16 protein-coding genes and 1 pseudogene are annotated in these 14,680 nt (G+C 65.9%); 4 read left to right on the forward strand and 13 right to left on the reverse strand.

Going from position 1 to position 14,680, the window contains the following annotated elements:
- Positions 1-20 precede the first annotated feature (20 nt).
- Positions 21-470, forward strand: coding sequence for a VOC family protein (locus ABD53_RS05705; protein WP_047864803.1), 450 nt, complete (start codon positions 21-23; stop codon positions 468-470).
- On the opposite strand, the gene ABD53_RS05710 is transcribed toward ABD53_RS05705, so the two are convergent.
- The 7 genes and pseudogenes from ABD53_RS05710 to ABD53_RS05735 all read right to left on the reverse strand — a co-directional run bounded on the left by ABD53_RS05710 (position 422) and on the right by ABD53_RS05735 (position 5,218).
- Positions 422-1,462: a CPBP family intramembrane glutamic endopeptidase gene (locus tag ABD53_RS05710; protein WP_235401382.1), complete on the reverse strand. Its 1,041-nt coding sequence runs from the start codon at positions 1,460-1,462 to the stop codon at positions 422-424. The genes ABD53_RS05705 and ABD53_RS05710 overlap by 49 nt on opposite strands.
- Entirely contained in the window at positions 1,459-1,815 is a 357-nt protein-coding gene (locus ABD53_RS17920) for a DUF4174 domain-containing protein (RefSeq protein WP_407690108.1), read from the reverse strand. Before ABD53_RS17920 ends, ABD53_RS05710 begins: the two co-directional genes overlap by 4 nt.
- Before the next feature lie 5 nt (positions 1,816-1,820).
- Positions 1,821-2,408, reverse strand: a pseudogene (locus tag ABD53_RS15765) (peroxiredoxin family protein); the annotation flags it as partial.
- A gap of 12 nt (positions 2,409-2,420) precedes the next feature.
- Positions 2,421-2,570 (reverse strand): thioredoxin domain-containing protein, encoded by a 150-nt coding sequence (locus ABD53_RS17210; protein WP_160309634.1) that lies wholly within the window; start codon positions 2,568-2,570, stop codon positions 2,421-2,423.
- Positions 2,571-2,722: 152 nt separating this feature from the next.
- Positions 2,723-3,394: a CBS and ACT domain-containing protein gene (locus ABD53_RS05725; RefSeq protein WP_047864805.1), complete on the reverse strand. Its 672-nt coding sequence runs from the start codon at positions 3,392-3,394 to the stop codon at positions 2,723-2,725.
- A 252-nt stretch (positions 3,395-3,646) separates the two neighbouring features.
- Positions 3,647-4,939, reverse strand: a complete 1,293-nt coding sequence (locus ABD53_RS05730; RefSeq protein WP_047864806.1) for a sensor domain-containing diguanylate cyclase — start codon at positions 4,937-4,939, stop codon at positions 3,647-3,649.
- A 42-nt stretch (positions 4,940-4,981) separates the two neighbouring features.
- Positions 4,982-5,218 carry a hypothetical protein gene (locus tag ABD53_RS05735; RefSeq protein WP_047864807.1) on the reverse strand — a complete coding sequence of 79 codons (237 nt, stop codon included), beginning with the start codon at positions 5,216-5,218 and terminating at the stop codon, positions 4,982-4,984.
- A gap of 210 nt (positions 5,219-5,428) precedes the next feature.
- Here ABD53_RS05735 and ABD53_RS05740 point away from each other — a divergent pair, with 210 nt between their 5' ends.
- Positions 5,429-5,620, forward strand: a complete 192-nt coding sequence (locus ABD53_RS05740; protein WP_047864808.1) for a DUF433 domain-containing protein — start codon at positions 5,429-5,431, stop codon at positions 5,618-5,620.
- Between the two features lies 1 nt (position 5,621).
- Here the strand turns inward: ABD53_RS05740 and darG are convergent, their stop codons facing one another.
- The 5 genes from darG to ABD53_RS15770 form a co-directional block, all read right to left on the reverse strand.
- Positions 5,622-6,680 carry a type II toxin-antitoxin system antitoxin DNA ADP-ribosyl glycohydrolase DarG gene (gene darG, locus ABD53_RS05745; protein WP_047864809.1) on the reverse strand — a complete coding sequence of 353 codons (1,059 nt, stop codon included), beginning with the start codon at positions 6,678-6,680 and terminating at the stop codon, positions 5,622-5,624.
- A gap of 57 nt (positions 6,681-6,737) precedes the next feature.
- Positions 6,738-7,382, reverse strand: coding sequence for a type II toxin-antitoxin system toxin DNA ADP-ribosyl transferase DarT (gene darT / locus ABD53_RS05750; RefSeq protein ID WP_047864810.1), 645 nt, complete (start codon positions 7,380-7,382; stop codon positions 6,738-6,740).
- A gap of 1 nt (position 7,383) precedes the next feature.
- Complete coding sequence (locus ABD53_RS17215) at positions 7,384-7,524, reverse strand: hypothetical protein (RefSeq protein ID WP_160309635.1); 141 nt, start codon at positions 7,522-7,524, stop codon at positions 7,384-7,386.
- Positions 7,525-7,556: 32 nt separating this feature from the next.
- Positions 7,557-7,775 carry a DUF2283 domain-containing protein gene (locus tag ABD53_RS05755; RefSeq protein WP_047864811.1) on the reverse strand — a complete coding sequence of 73 codons (219 nt, stop codon included), beginning with the start codon at positions 7,773-7,775 and terminating at the stop codon, positions 7,557-7,559.
- 321 nt (positions 7,776-8,096) lie between these two features.
- Complete coding sequence (locus ABD53_RS15770) at positions 8,097-11,957, reverse strand: Eco57I restriction-modification methylase domain-containing protein (RefSeq protein WP_084709346.1); 3,861 nt, start codon at positions 11,955-11,957, stop codon at positions 8,097-8,099.
- Positions 11,958-11,968: 11 nt separating this feature from the next.
- On the opposite strand from ABD53_RS15770, the gene ABD53_RS05765 reads away from it, so the two are divergent.
- Both ABD53_RS05765 and ABD53_RS05770 read left to right on the forward strand, forming a co-directional pair.
- Positions 11,969-12,862 (forward strand): metallophosphoesterase, encoded by an 894-nt coding sequence (locus ABD53_RS05765; RefSeq protein ID WP_084709347.1) that lies wholly within the window; start codon positions 11,969-11,971, stop codon positions 12,860-12,862.
- A gap of 35 nt (positions 12,863-12,897) precedes the next feature.
- On the forward strand, positions 12,898-13,548 hold the full coding sequence (locus tag ABD53_RS05770) for an SDR family oxidoreductase (protein ID WP_047864812.1): 651 nt from the start codon (positions 12,898-12,900) through the stop codon (positions 13,546-13,548).
- Between the two features lie 54 nt (positions 13,549-13,602).
- On the opposite strand, the gene ABD53_RS15775 is transcribed toward ABD53_RS05770, so the two are convergent.
- Positions 13,603-14,520, reverse strand: coding sequence for an alpha/beta fold hydrolase (locus ABD53_RS15775; RefSeq protein ID WP_053057733.1), 918 nt, complete (start codon positions 14,518-14,520; stop codon positions 13,603-13,605).
- Between the last annotated feature and the right edge of the window lie 160 nt (positions 14,521-14,680).

The raw sequence follows: 14,680 nt of genomic DNA on the forward strand, positions 1-14,680 counted from the left end.
GACCGGGCTAGAATAGGCCCATGATACGGGGCCTCAACCACCTGACCTTCGCCGTCTCCAATCTGGGGGTCTCGTTCGACTTCTATACCCGGGCGCTCGGGCTTTCGCCGGTGGCGCGGTGGGAGGGAGGCGCGTACCTGCTGACCGGGGAGGACTGGATCACGCTCATCGCCGACCCCGCCGTCCAGGATAACCCGCACCCGGACTACACTCACGCCGCATTTACCGTCGGTCCAGAGGATTTCGACGAGGCGAGCCGTCGCGTTCTCGGAGCGGGGGCGCGGCTCTGGCAGAGAAACGGCACCGAGGGTACGTCGCTGTACTTCACGGACCCCGACGGGCACAGGCTGGAGCTGCACGCCTCGGATCTCGCCGCCCGGCTCGCGGCCGAGCGCGAGGACCCGCCGCTGGGGATGGAGTTCTACCGGGGCTCTGCGGATTCTGCGGAAGGACCGGAGTTCGAGGCGTGATCCCCCGGGCGGGCGGCCAGCGGCAGGTGCAGGCCCACCTTGCCATTTCGCAGGCGCATCCAGAGCGAGATCAGGAGCACCCCGAGTAGGGTGGCGAACACCGTGAGCAGCCCGGCCTCGGGGCCGAAGGGCCCGCCGGTCCACGCCTCGGGACCGCCCTGCTCGACGGCGAGGAAGCTGGCCCGCCCGGAGTCGAGGCCGCTTACCGGGAAGCCGAATACGCCGGCCTGGAAGAAGTTCCAGGTAATGTGGAGCCCTATCGGGATGGCCAGGCTACCGCCGAGGATGTAGCCTGCCCCGAGCATGAGCCCGGCCAGGGCGATATTTACCGTGCTTAGGAGCGTGGAGTTCGGGTTCGGCAGGTGCAGCAGGCCGAACACCGAGGAGGTCAGTATCCAGGCGGTGAGGATCGCCGTCCGAGGGCCGATCACACCCCCGAGCCCTTCGGAGATGTTCTTGAGCTGATAACCCCGGGTGAGCAGCTCCTCGTACACTCCGACGCACACGAACGTCGCCACCGGGCCGAGTATGGCGAGCCAGAATGGCGCGCCGCCCGGAGAGCCGGTCGCAAAGCCCCCGGTAACGCTCACCCAGCCCATACCGAGCTCTATCAGGAAGATCGCCGTCATTAGCGCGGCTCCCAGCGCTAGGCCGAAGCCGAGATCCAACCACCACCCCCGGTTCAGCCTCAGCCCGTAGTCCCGCAGCCGCCGCCGGTCCAAAAAACGCCCCGCCGCCCACACCGCCAGGAGGGCCGCGAGCAGCGAGGCGACGCTGCTGATGAGCAGCAGACCGCCCCCCGACGGCTGTGGAGAACCGCCGCCGGGCGCGCCCATGGCGGCAAAGACCAGCACGAGCGGCGCGGTCAGGAACGCGCTAGCCACCAGAAAGAGCACGAGCTGCGCCAGTATGCGCCACAGGGCCCGCGGCCTGCGCCGCCCGTTCTCGAGCTCCTCTACGAAAGGCTGGGTCAGGATCTCCTGCCTGCTCAAGGTCCTTCCCCGCGACCCTCACGCCCCTCTTCCGCCTCTCGCATCTCCCGGCGGCGCAGGGGCATCTCGTCTACGTGGCCGAACAGCTCGTCCGAGGCGACGAGCTCCGGGTAGCGGCGTTTCACGCCGCCGTCCCGGCCCACGAGAAGGGCCGCGAAAACGTCCGCAGCGACGCCGTACTCCCGCCGGGCGGGCGCGGCCCGGTCTCCGGTCAGGTACTCGACCCGCAGGTCCCGGTCGGAGAGCCCCTCCGCTGCGCCGGAGAGCAGCTCTCGCTGCCGGAGGAGGCGGGCGTCCTCCGCGGCGGGTGCGAAGACGAGTAGCCGCCGCGGTTTCTCCGGGAAAGGGTCCAGCTCTGCTAGCCTTTCATCTTCAGGGTCTGGCGCACCGCCTCGTTGTAGCGCTCGACGATTTCGCGGTACTCGTCCACCTCCCGGCCGGCCTCGGTCTCGCCCAGACGCTTCTTGAGGGCGACGCAGCTGAAGTACGCGCCGAGGTAGTAGGGCCGCAGGCTTTCGAGTGGCATCGGCTGGCGCTCGGGGCGGACCGTCTTCTCGGCGGCCTCCTCGGCGGTGTACTGGATCTCGGGCTCGTCGGCGCCGGTCGTACTGCTGTTGCCGCTGGCGTTCCCGGCGTCGTCGAGGGCCGAGATCACCGCGTCCTCGGCGGGCCGGTCGGAGAAGTCCTTGCCGCCGGTGTAGGCGTAGCGGACCTTGCCGGAGGCGTCGAGCACGACGATTGCGGGCTCGGCCACGCCCTCGCTCTCGTTCCACACGCCGCACCGCTTCGCGAGCTCGCCTTCGGGGTCGCTGAGTAGCGGGAACGGCAGGGCGAGCTTCTCGACCATCGCCCGGTTGCTCTCTGGCGGGTCCACGCTGACCCCGGCGATCCGCGCCCCGCGGCTTTCGATCTCTTCGTATCTCCTGGCGAAGCTAACTAGCTGCCCGTTGCAGTACGGTCACCAGTCGCCCCGGTAGAACAGGAGCACCACCGGACCCTCGGGTAGCCTCTCCGGCAGGCTGAAAGCGCCGCCCCGTTCGTCGGGCAGCTCGAATAGGGGGACGGTGGATGCCCCCTCCGTGACCGGGTGTGTCGCCGTGTCCGTCAAGTGTTCCTCCAGAGCCTTTCGAGTTCGCTGAACCTGTCGGATCCGCCGGATCCGAACGAGGGCCGAGTATATCGCCGGAGGGTCGGATTTCGAGCCCGGTTTACCTGCCAGCTACGCTAGCCGTGTTGGTTGTGCTAACCGTGCAGGCGCATTTAGCGGCGGGGACGGCGGGGGATGGTGAGCCAGGAGGCCGAGTATCCGGCCATCTCCAGGCTCTGGACGACGGTCGAGGGGTCCTCGACGGCGAGGCGGAAGATCATGGTCCGGTTCTCGAACTTTTTCTCGGGCCGGGAGAGGACGCTGACTATGTCGGCGTCGAGCGCCCGGATCTCGTCGGCGACCTCGGCGATGATCCCGGCTCGGTCCGGAGCCGTTACCTGGACCTGGGTGCCGGGCTCGTGGACCCCGGTGAGGGTGACGAGCGCCCGCATCACGTCGGTGGAGGTGACGATCCCGATAAGCTCCTCCTCGTCGCCGTCCTCGGAGATGACGGGCAGCGCGTCTATCTTGCGCTCGTACATCTCCTGGGCGGCGAACCCGACGAGGTCCTGGGGATGGACCGTGATCGGGTCCGGGGTCATTATCTCCCGGACCGTGAGCTTCTCCAGCGCGGTCTTCTGATCCGTGTCCGCGCCTATGGCCGGGCTCGCGTCCCTGAGGTCCCGGTCGGAGAGTATGCCCGCGAGCTTGCCTCCATCGCCCCCCTCCAGGACGATGACGTGGCGTATCTCGTGCTCGTTACAAAGGGCCAGGGCCTCCGCCGCCGTGGACCCCGTCCCGAGCGTCACGGGCGCCGGGGTCATGAGATCCCGCATCTGAAACATCGCCAGCCTCCTAGCTCTCCGGTTCCGCGCGGCGTAGACAGCGTAGAAGTGAAGACCCCAAAACGCGGCCGCGCAGGGGACAGACTATCAGGAGGGGCTCTCCGCAGGAAGTGTCCGGGTATTGCCGGGAGGATACGTCCCGGGCGCGGCGGTGCCGTATCCAGGCCTCTCCGGGGAAACGGTGCTATTCCGGGGAGCATGCCTCCGGCCGGGGAGTTACGGGTGCTCAGGAGAAGGACTTGGGAGGAGAGCTCAGGAGGAGAGCTCGTACGGCTCGCCCCTGAGCCGGGCCCTGCACATTGACTCGTAGGCCGCGTCGAGCGCCTCTTCTGGTCCCTCTTCAGGCTTCTCTTCCGGTTCTCCGCCTGGCCCCTCGCGGGGCGCGAGGGCGATACCGGCCGTGATCTCGGTCTGGATCTCCGCTTCATCGAGCGGCAGCGGGTCGCGGAGGGCTTCGAGGATCTCCAGGATGATCCTCGTCGCCGTTTCCTCGTCTCCGGCGCTCTCGACGATCACCGCGAGGTCGTCGCCGCCCGTTCTGGCGACGGTATCCTCCGGCCCGAGACAGCCGCCCATGCGCCGGGCTACCCCGTCTAGCAGCCGGTCCCCGGCCCGGTAGCCGAGTCGTTCCCGGGCCCGGTCCACTCCTCCGACCCTCAGCAGCATGACCGTCAGGCGGCTCTGGCGGCGTCTGGCGCGGGCCAGGGCGTTTTTCAGGCGGGCGTCGAGCAGCTCGCTGTTGGGCAGGCCCGTCGGGGGGTCGTGGTGCGTGCGGTAGGCGAGCTCCTCCTCCAGACGCCGGCGGCCGGAGATGTCCCTGGCGGAGGCCAGCACCAGCCGCTCTCTGCCGTAGTCCATCGCGCCGATGCCGACCTCGACCGGGAAGGTGCCGCCGTCCTTACGCCGGTGCTCGTTCTTGTGGAAGGTGCTCTGGAGGCCGGGGCCGGCGCGCAGGGCCTTGCGCCAGGGCGTGTCCGCGCGTCGGCGGCGCTCCTCTTTTGGTATGACGTCCGAGGCGAAGTCCGCGACCGACAGCGAGAGCAGCTCCTCCCGGCTGTACCCGAGAGACGCGCAGGCCTCCTCGTTACAGTCCACGATGCGGCCCTCCGCGTCGTGCAGAAAGATGGCCTCCACCGTGCTATCGAAGAGCTGCCGGAATCGCCGCTCGCTCTCCTCCAGAAGACTCCAGGCCTCCCGGCGTCCGGTGATGTCCGAGGCGTAGACCCGAATGCCGCCGGTGCCCGGCACGAGGTAGACCTCCAGCTCGTAGGCCGTCCCCTCCAGATCTGCCTCGCCCGTGCCCGAGAGCGGGCCGGACTCCCGCAGCCCGGAGGCGATGCGTCTGGCGGCGGAGATCAAGCCATGCGCCTCCTCCCTCTGCCGGAGATCCGGGAAAAGCGCCAGCGCCGCCGGGTTGGCGTAGAGGAGGCCCCGGTCGTCGAGCTCCACGACCGGGTTCGGGTTCTGCTCTGGAAAGGCCGCGAGATGCGCGAGCCGGTCGAGGTTGTCCCCGTCCCGCCAGTAGCCGGAGTCGCCAGCGTTCATGGGGGGTACGTTACACGCGCGGGGCCGACTTCGCTACGGACGTTATCCCTCTGCTATCCAGATACACTTCTCCTCGACCGGCCCGCCGTCGGCGGGTACGTCCTCCAGCACGGGCTCGGCGGTCTCGTCGTGGCCCCGCAGCCGGTACACGTCCATCCTCTCAGAGCCGTCGGCCCTGAAGGAGATCATGGCCCTGTCCCGCCCGGAGGCGAGCTTCTCCCCTCCAACGACCACGAAGGCCAGCGCCCCAGTGCTATTCGGATACTGCCAGATCGCCACGGCGCTCCGTTTCCACGTCTTCCTTGTCTACGTCCATACCACCCACAATGTTACAAGAACCGTGGCGTACTAGGCGGCTCGGTCCTCCAGAGCAGGTCTGTCTCGGCTTCGGTGGGGCCGTGGGTGGCGTTTACGAGCCCCACCAGGGTGTCTGCTGTGTGACAATAATAAACAAACAGAAAGAAGAGACGTGTAGGGAAGGTGGTGGATTTGGAGAAGGGGCAGGTGGTCTCCTGTGATTCCGAGGTCATGGGTGGGACTCTGGTCTTCTCGGGTACCCGCGTCCCCGTGCATACGCTCGTGGATTATCTGGAGGCCGGTCACTCGCTGGACGACTTCCTCGATGGCTTCTCGAGCGTGAGCCGCGATCAAGCCTCTGCTTACCTGGAGACGATGCTCTGAGCTATGCGTTACTTACGGCTGTGTTCACGGATAGCCAGCCTTCTTCTTTTAGGTGCTGCCAGGCGATGGAGATATGGTCTTCGCTAAAGAGGTGCTCTTTTCTGCGGCTCCAGCTCTGGACCGTTCTCGTCACTTCCTCTAGAGAGGTCTCTTCTCTCTCGGTGGCCGCCCAGTGAACGGTCGCCAGTAGCTCAAGGCCGTAGGGGGTCTCGAAGCCTTCGATCAGGCGCGACACATGCTCGATGTTTTCCTCTGTATCGGGGTGATCTCGGAGATAGTCTCTCGCTTCCTCTTCTGCATTCGGCAAGAGTTCTATATCAGAGCCGCCGCTACGGTCGCCGTAACCGGTGATGTAGTGTCCTTCCAGCTTTTGTAGGACGAAGTTAAGATTCTCTGCGTATGGACCGTACCGATGAGCTTCGAACTTGAGGCCGAACGTCTCCTCTCCGGCCGCCTGGGCGAAGTACGCCAACTTCTGTGCCACGGTGCGGCCGAGCCTGTAGTGCGAGGCCTTGTACGCACCAACGAGCTGTATCATAGTCGCCCGTAAGTTAGTAAGACTCGGTCTCTCGCCCTCGGCTTCAAGAGTTGTAGGCTTCGCCTCTTCGGAGGGCTCGTACACATATGCTTTCACCTCTGGCACTTGCAACAGAACCTCTTCGATGAGCGGGCGCACCTCATGTTCCCAGCTCAGACCTCCGTTGCCACACCCCAGCGGTGGTATCGCTATGGAATTCAAGTCTAGACGGCGAATCTCGCTCACCAGCGCCTCAAGCCCTTGCTCTACGTACTCCAGGCGTGAAGCGCCGCGCCAGTGCTTCTTCGTGGGGAAGTTGATTATGTACCTGGGGTTCGTGAGGCTGTCCAACTCGACGGTGAACATCTTGCCCACCTCTACCTCATCGTGCTTGCAGGCGCGCTCGTACTCCTTGAAGTTGCCGGGGAACTTCTTCTTGAACTGTAGCGCGACGCCCTTGCCCATGACGCCGACGGTATTAACCGAGTTGACCAGCGCCTCGGCGTCTGCCGCGAGCAGGTTGTTGCGGCGGAATTCGATCATCCCTTTACCCTTTAATCCCTCGTAGACCCAATCCTCTGGTGGCTAGATTACTAAATACTAAAAGTACCAGCCAGCCTCTACCCTGACCGGCTTGATCCGGTGCGGCCACTCCCTTTGTAGATAGCCTTCTAGCCTCTCCTTTAATCTTACGTTCTTGACGGCCAAAAACTCTACCGCATCCCAGGGAAACTCGCCGTATACGAGAAATTCGGCCATACGACGACGGCTTCTGTCAGGGTCACCTACCGTGTCAAACCAGTATCTTGACCTCATAAGTTTCCAGTCTATTTCCCCCAAATGACCTATGTCATCGTAGAATTTCGAGAAAAGCGGAACGACTGGATGACCGTCTGAGAACACAAATTCTAACCTGTGTTCCTGTATGCGCTGCACAGTCGACACCAGATAGATCAGAGGAGTGGTGCCGCCTTGATACTGTTCTGTATGGTTCTTTGAGTGTCTGTACATCATCGGCGAGCGCGGCGCAAAGTAGAAAGGAACAAAATCATGGAGGGTGCCTCCTGGGCCGCATCCTGTGTGCTTTCGACGCCGCTTATCTTGCAAATCCAAGTGCGATAAATCCACTTCCCTCTTGCCTTCTGGCAATTGGGATTGGCAATAGACACGCCCGGCACTCAAAATAGCTGGCAGGTTCTTAGCGTGTGTGAAGTGGTAGATGTACGTCGGTTCCGGGTAGCTCATCTCAATACCGAGGCATCCTGGGCGGGGCGGTCCTCCAGAGCAGGTCTATCTCCGCGTCGGTGAGGCCGTAGGCGGCGTTTACGAGCTCCGAGAGGCGGCGCTCAAGCTTCGTGGCCTCGGTGCGGGCACTCTGCGAGGACAATTCGCCAGAGTGGGCCCGCGCCTGCGGCGGTCTCAGCCCAAGCCTTCTAGCAGCCGGGCTCTCAAGCCTATTAGCGTGACGCCTACAAGCTCGTTGTTCTCCTCGTCGTAGCGGGCTACCGCTCCTTCACCGATATCTACTCCTGTGGCCGGACGCGGGTCTCCCACGGAGACATACAGTACGTCGGCCTCTGCGTCGTATTCCCACCGGACGTCTTCCGTACTCTCCAGAATCTTCATCGCCGCTTCCATATGCTCTCCCTTCTAGCTGAGGGCCTTCTGGTCAGGTACGCCGTGAGTACGAATCCGTCGCTTGCGCTTGCCTCCCGATATACCACCGTTAGATGCTTGCTCCCAAGCGGTGTTTGTGGATAGCGCCGAATCGCCAGTAGAGCCCCGTAGTCGCCCTCCTGGATCAGGTCAGGGTTCGCTATAGTCTCAAGAAGCAACTCTCGTTGGCCGCCCAGTTCCGGGTGATGGGAGACTACGTGTTCCCATCGTTCGTCCGTTAACCGAACCGGCACGTCGTTTATCGAGCGCGCTACCTCCACTCAAGGATTGTAACGGCTTACCTCAAAAGCGCGGCATCCGGGGCGGGGCGGTCCTCCAGAGCAGGTCTATCTCCGCGTCGGTGAGGCCGTAGGCGGCGTTTACGAGATCCGAGAGGCGGCGTTCGAGCCCGGCGGCCTCGGCGCGCCGGTCCTGCACGGGCGTGGCCTGCTCGGTGTATACGCTCCTGAGCTCCTTTAGTCCGGCTGGGGTGAGGCGCGGGGCTCCTTTCGGGCGGCGCTTTCGGACCTCCTCTACAAACTCCTCCCCGGTGAGCGCGGCGAAGTCCTCTAGCTTCTGGCCGGGCTTCTCGACGCCGAGCTCGACCCGCAGCCAGTCCAGCGTCTCCCGGCGGGCGGCGTGCTCTGTGCCCCGGATCTCGACCAGTCGGCCCGCCGCCGTATCCGCCTCCTGTCTCGCGGCGTCCGTGGGCGAGGCTATTGGGAGCTTCTCGACGAACGAATAGATCAGACGCAGCGCCTCGTCCTTGCCGTGCATGGCGTTGCGCCACATGTAGGACCACATCAGCGGCGAGTTGAGCACCGTCAGAATCCACTGGTCCGACGTGCTCCACAGGTAAGCCGTGTTTACCAGATACGTCGGCTCCTCGGTAAAGGCGAACTGCGGCCGCCAGGTAATGTCGGTGTGGATGATCTTCGGCTGCTCGAAGAGCTCGTAGTAGGAGCAGGAGCGTAGCTCCCACCAGTAGCGGCCCCGGTCGCTGCGCTTGCGGAGCCTCGCCTCCAGCGGCTTCACGTGGGCGTGGAGGGCGGGGTGGGTGCGACGGAATGTCTCCTCGGCCTCGGCTTCGGGCCGGTTGCTCCAGGGCCAGGCGCGGTTCTCGCTGGAGGCCAGCACGATCATCCACAGATCCTGCCAGTCCGGGGACCAGCGTTTTATGTCCTGGCCGCGCAGGTAGGGCTTGATAATCTCCCGCGACGCCGGGTCCTCGCGCACGAGCCGCTCCCTGGTCGCCGTGTCTATGAGGAACGCGTCGTTCAGGCCGGTCTTGATGCCATAGGCCGGCTCGACCCCGGCGTACTCGGCGAGCGGGCTCCCGGCGGCCCGGATGCGCTGCATCAGGTCGTCAACCTCGGCGGGCTCCAGGCTCCAGGAGTCCGAACCGAAGCGGGAGTGGCGCTTGCGGTGGGCGTTCTGGGCGACGTAGTCCGGGATCGGGGTCCGGTGCAGCTCCTCGCGGGGGAAGGTCGCGACCTCGGCCTCTCGCTCCTCCGGGATTTCATCGCTCCCGGATTCCTCCGGCTTGTGCAGGATCAGGATGCAGGGGAACACGTCGGCGTCGGGGAAGACCGGCGCGTGGCCGAAGTCCACGATCTTCTCGACCGCGCCCGAGAGGGCGAAGTACGCCCGGAGCGGCCCGCCGTAGCCGGAGCGGAGCCACTTGTTGGTGACGATGTAGCCCATCCTGCCGCCGGCGCGCAGGCTTTCGAGGCCCTGCTGGTAGAAGTACACGTACAGGTCGGCCGTGCCGTGGTAGGTCTCGGGGAACGCGGCCTTGAGGTACGGCTTTATCTCCCCGAGCGACTCCTGCCGGATGTAGGGCGGGTTGCCGATTACCGCGTCGAAGCCGGACTCCGCGCCCAGCGGCCTGCCGTAGCGGTCGAAGAATACCTCCGGGAACTCAAGCTCGAAGTGGAAGAAACGGTGCTCGGCGGACATCCCGGCTGCCTCCTCGATCCAGCGCTCGAACTGGCGGGGGGTCGCGTGCGGGGCGGTGCCGGAGGCGTGATCCGCGACGAACCTGAAAAGCTCCCGGTCCACGCTAAGACCGAACCGCGCCGCCGCCGAGAGGTCGGCGAGCCGGGCGTAGCGGCGGGTCAACTCTTCGCGCAGCCGCCCGTACAGTTCCTCCTGCTCCTTGACTTCCGCGACGGTCTCGGCGGGGGTGCCCTCGATCATCCACATATTACTTACCGCCGTGGACATGCTCTGCCGGAAGGAGTCGTCCGAGAGCATCGAGAGCTGTCCGCCGCCGGGAGCTCCCTTGCCGCTCTTCTTGCGCTTTTTCTGATTCTTATTACCCGAGCCGCCAGTGTCCAGCGCGCCGACGCTCGCCCCTACGAGTGAGTTTCCGGTTCGCAGGTGATGGTCCAGGAACGAGAGCGGCCGGTCTTTGGCGACCGTCGAGAGCCACAGCGAGAGCTTCGCCAGCTCGACCGCCAGCGGGTTCAGGTCCACCCCGTACACGCACGACTGCGCAACCCGCCGCTTCCAGTACGCCAGCTCCGCGCCTGCTCCGGCGTTAGCCTCGTCCTCCGCCTCTTCCGCTTCGGAGACTCCGAGCCCGACCAGGAAGCGGGCGACGTACTCCGTAGCCTCGACGAGGAAGTGGCCGCTGCCCATCGCCGGGTCGAGCACGTCAAGCTCCAAGACGGCCCGTATCCTCCCCTCGTCGTTCTCCTCCCCGGCGACGGCCTCTCGGAGCAGTGGTCCGAGAGTCTCGTCCACGATGTACTTCACCACGTAGTCCGGCGTGTAGTACGCGCCCGAGGTGTGACGCTCACCCTTGTCGTTTACCAGATCCACGGTCCAGCCAGAATCGTTCTGTTCTTCCTGAGCTTTCTGAGCAGCCGGGACGGGGTGGAACTCCAGCAGGCTCTCGTAGATCGTGCCCAGGTGACGTTCGGCCAGGTCCCGGTAGTCCACAAACTCGCCCTCCACGCGGGCGAGGCGGTCTATCGCTTTCTGGAGGTGCTCGTCGCCGACGGCGTTACGCTCCAGGAACGGGTGCCGCGCCGGGTCGAACAGGCCGCCGTTGAACGTCGCGACCGCAAGCGGCGGGCTGCCCTGATCTATGATGGCGAACAGGTCTTTGAGGCGCTGCCACATGCGGGCGGTGGTCGGCAGCAGGGCGTGGCCCCGGTCCAGGTCCTCGGCGACCTCGTGCTTGACGGCGTAGAGGCTGTAGCTCTCGCGGTAGCGCTCGCTCTCCGAGATCGGCAACAGCCCGCGCGACTCTGCGTACAGCACGAAGAGCAGCCGGTACAGCACTATGAGCGAGGCGTCGTACACCTCGCGCAGCGTGCCCTCATCGGGGGAAAGCTGGTTCGACGGGTGATCCAGAAAGCCCTGCGAGAGATGCCGGAGAGCCTCGTACACCTGCTGCCTGAGGCCCTCCCCGACGGCGCGGGCGTACTCGGCGCTCTGCTCCAGGAATGCGGCATTCGAGAGCGGTACTTGGGATCCATCGTCGAAGGCCCCGCGCCGGAAGAAGGCGTAGAGGTACACGAAAGCCTCGTCCGACTCCAGCGCCTCGGTGAGATCCACCTCGTAGAAGGTGTCGAGGCGGTGGGCGGAGTCGCGGTGGTACAGCCGCCACAGCCTACCGTTCGTCAGGATTCCCCACTCCACGCCGGAGTGCTGCATGTAGAAGGAGATCTGAAAGCCCGGGTTCTTGTTCGTGAAGGTGTCTCCCTTGCGCTTGAGGGAGAGGTCGAGCGGGCGCTCCCAGTACTTCGCGTCCCCGACGGCGTAGGCCCGCCCAGCCAGGCTCTCGGCGGTGAGGGTCGTGCCCTTGTTCTCATTCAGGGCTTCTTCTTCGCCGTAGAAGACGTAGTCCGGGTACTGGGTGCTGCCAGGCGTTGTGAGCGGGGCCTGTACCTGGAAGGCCTCGTGCCCGAGCAGCCGCAGGACGGGACGGATCAGGTCCTGCTCGACCTGTGACTCGCTCTCGTCCGGCACGTACCCGGCCAACTTCTCCGCTACCGCCGCCCGCACGGGCCGAGCCTCCTCCAGGAGCTCCTCCCAGCCCGGTAGCCCCGGTAGCGTGTTCTCAAGGTAATGGTCGGAGAACAGACCGTGGTTGCGGTGTACGAGGCGCGGCGTATGCGGGGTGCCGGACACGGAAGCATTGGACTCAGGCATACTGGGATTATATGCAACCCGCGTCGGACGGACACGGTGTTAGACTGCTCCGGGTGAACGGCGGCATAACAAAGGTGGCGGGCGTGCTCGCGGGGGTTGCCGCGGCGGCGGGCAGCGTGGTGTACCGGGGGCGCTCGGAGCTTACGAGCATCGAGGTCACGCGGCGCGAGGTGACCATCCCCGGTCTCGGGCCGGGCTTTGACGGGTACAGGATCGCACAGCTCAGCGACGTGCATCTGGACGGCTGGATGACCTCGGGACGCCTGATGGAGGCCGTCAAGCTCGCGAACGGGGAGAGCCCGGATCTCACCGTGTTCACCGGGGACTTCGTGAGCCGGCAGAGCCCGGACGACGAGCAAGGCCTCGTGGACGCCTTCCGCTCCCTGAACCCGCCCGACGGCACCCTGGCGGTGCTCGGCAACCACGACCACCTCGTCAGTGCCGGTTACGTGCGGGAGCTGGCGCGGCTCTCGGGGCTGCGCGAGCTCGGCAACGACGTCCACACCCTGCGCCGGGGCGCGGACACGCTGCACATCGCCGGGGTGGACGACCTGCTCCAGGGGTATCTCAGGATAGACCGGGTGCTGGAGCGCCTCCCGGATGAGGGCGCGGCTATCCTCCTGTGTCACGTACCGGACTTCGCCGACGTGGCCGGTCCGACGGGACGCTTCGGTCTGCAGCTCTCCGGGCACTCCCACGGCGGCCAGTTCGTGTTGCCGCCCTTCGGCCCCGTCGTGAGGCCCCGCTATAGCCGGCGCTACCCGCTGGGCTACTACGAGGTGGCGGGCATGCCGCTGTACACGAACCGCGGCCTCGGCACCATCCACATCCCGCTGCGTCTCAACTGCCGCCCGGAGGTCTCCATATTTACCCTGCGCTCCCCGCGGGCCCCGGTCTCCGGTTAGACTTATTCTGAACCGATCCCGACTCTGGAGGACATATGAAGGTAGCAGTTGCGGGCGCGGCCGGGAACACGGCGAGCAGGCTCCTGGTCCGGCTGGCCGGGCGCGGCCACCAGGTGCGCGGGCTCGTGCGCAGGGAGGAGCAGCTCTCGCGGGTCGAGGAGCTAGGGGCGGAGCCCTGGATGTTGGATCTCGAGGAGGCCGGACCCGAGGAGACGGCCCGGGCCGTCGAGGGCTGTGACGCGGTCGTGTTCGCCGCCGGAGCCGGGCCCGGCAGCGGACCGGAGCGCAAGCAGACGATGGACTACGGCGGGGCGGTAAAGCTCGTCGAGGCCGCCCGGGCGAGCGGCGTCGGCCGTTACCTTATGCTCTCCACGATGAACGCCGACGCACCGGACGCCCTGGGCGAGCAGATGCAGCCCTACTTCGAGGCGAAAGGGGCGGCGGACGAGCGCCTGCGCGAGAGCGGCCTCGACTACACCATCATCCGGCCCGGCAGGCTGACCGACGACGCCGGGACCGGCCGCATAGACGCCGCCCGCTCACTCGGCCGGGGAGACGAGATCCCGCGCGAGGACGTGGCCGAGACCTTCGCCGCCGCCCTCGAACAGGACGCAACCCGCAAAGAGACGATAGACGTACTGAGCGGCGACACCCCGATAGCTGAGGCCCTGCGCACCTTCGAGTAAACATTCGGGTGGAGCCACTTTAGCGAACGTGTCCCGGCGCGCGACGAATGTGGCCTAACTGAGCCGCTCGTTTACGAGGCGCACGACCTCGCGCGGCGCTTGTAGCTGCGGTATGTGGCCGACGTCTCCGAGCATTATGAGCTCGGAGTCCCGTAGTGCGGCGTGCATCCTCTCGCCGTGGTCCGGGGGGATGAGGCGGTCCCTCTCGCCCCAGATTATGGTGACCGGCGACTGTATGCGCGGGAGGTCGTCCTTTACGTCGGTCGGCTCCGCGCTGCGGAGGTAGGCGCGGCGGTCGGGGTCCGCCGCCCGCCGGACCATACCGTCGAGCACGAAGCCGGGGGTTCTATCGGGCTCGCCGGTGACGAGCCGGGTCAGCTCCCGAGCCTGCTCGCGGTTCCGGGGCTCGAGCTCCGGGGGAGCGTCGTACAGGAGGCCCGCGCTGTCCAGCAAGAAAAGCCGCTCGGCGCGTTCTGGGTTGCGGGCGGCGTGCCGGATGACGACGGCGCCGCCGAGCGAGTTCCCGGTGAGCGCCGCCCGTTCCACGCCGAGCCTGTCCAGAAAGCCTCCCAGGTAACGCTCCAGCGCCGAAAAGCTCATCCCCTCCGGCGGGGCCGGGGTGTCCCCGAATCCCGGGAGATCCAGCGCCAGCACCCGGTAGTTCCGGGAGAGCCTCGGCATCACGAAGCTCCAGTCCGCCGCGCTGCCGCCGAGCCCGTGTACCAGCACCAGGGTCTTACGCCCTGGCCCGTCCCGGCCGGCTTCGAGGCAGCGCACCGGCAGCCCGTCCACCTCCACGGTACGCTCCGAAACCCCTCGTAGCCGGAGCCCGAGCCGCAGCGCCGAACGTACCGTCTCGAAGGGCCTGCGGTAGATCGCCAAGCCGCCCGCCACAACCAGTGCCGCCCCGGCGAGCGCGACCCACGAGCCTCTTTGGCCTTTGTAGCCTCTGGGAATCGTCCTCTCTAGCATTACCCTATCGTACCCGGACCTCCGCCACACTAAATCCGGAAAGCTACGGAAAGTCATGGAAAGACACGGAGTCCCAGGAGAGGGCGTAAAGAGCCGGGGCGAATCCGGCTCTACCCCGTCCGTACCGAGTTTCGGGGAGCGGCGTGCGCGGCATACGGTC

Source organism: Rubrobacter aplysinae (assembly GCF_001029505.1).
Taxonomy (GTDB): domain Bacteria; phylum Actinomycetota; class Rubrobacteria; order Rubrobacterales; family Rubrobacteraceae; genus Rubrobacter_A; species Rubrobacter_A aplysinae.

Coding starts and splice junctions, on each gene's coding strand:
- ABD53_RS05705 (WP_047864803.1), top strand. CDS start 21: ATGATACGGGGCCTCAACCACCTGACCTTCGCCGTCTCCAATCTGGGG.
- ABD53_RS05725 (WP_047864805.1), bottom strand. CDS start 3,394: ATGTTTCAGATGCGGGATCTCATGACCCCGGCGCCCGTGACGCTCGGG.
- ABD53_RS05730 (WP_047864806.1), bottom strand. CDS start 4,939: ATGAACGCTGGCGACTCCGGCTACTGGCGGGACGGGGACAACCTCGAC.
- darG (WP_047864809.1), bottom strand. CDS start 6,680: ATGATCGAATTCCGCCGCAACAACCTGCTCGCGGCAGACGCCGAGGCG.
- darT (WP_047864810.1), bottom strand. CDS start 7,382: ATGAGCTACCCGGAACCGACGTACATCTACCACTTCACACACGCTAAG.
- ABD53_RS05755 (WP_047864811.1), bottom strand. CDS start 7,775: ATGGAAGCGGCGATGAAGATTCTGGAGAGTACGGAAGACGTCCGGTGG.
- ABD53_RS15770 (WP_084709346.1), bottom strand. CDS start 11,957: ATGCCTGAGTCCAATGCTTCCGTGTCCGGCACCCCGCATACGCCGCGC.
- ABD53_RS05765 (WP_084709347.1), top strand. CDS start 11,969: ATGCAACCCGCGTCGGACGGACACGGTGTTAGACTGCTCCGGGTGAAC.
- ABD53_RS05770 (WP_047864812.1), top strand. CDS start 12,898: ATGAAGGTAGCAGTTGCGGGCGCGGCCGGGAACACGGCGAGCAGGCTC.
- ABD53_RS15775 (WP_053057733.1), bottom strand. CDS start 14,520: ATGCTAGAGAGGACGATTCCCAGAGGCTACAAAGGCCAAAGAGGCTCG.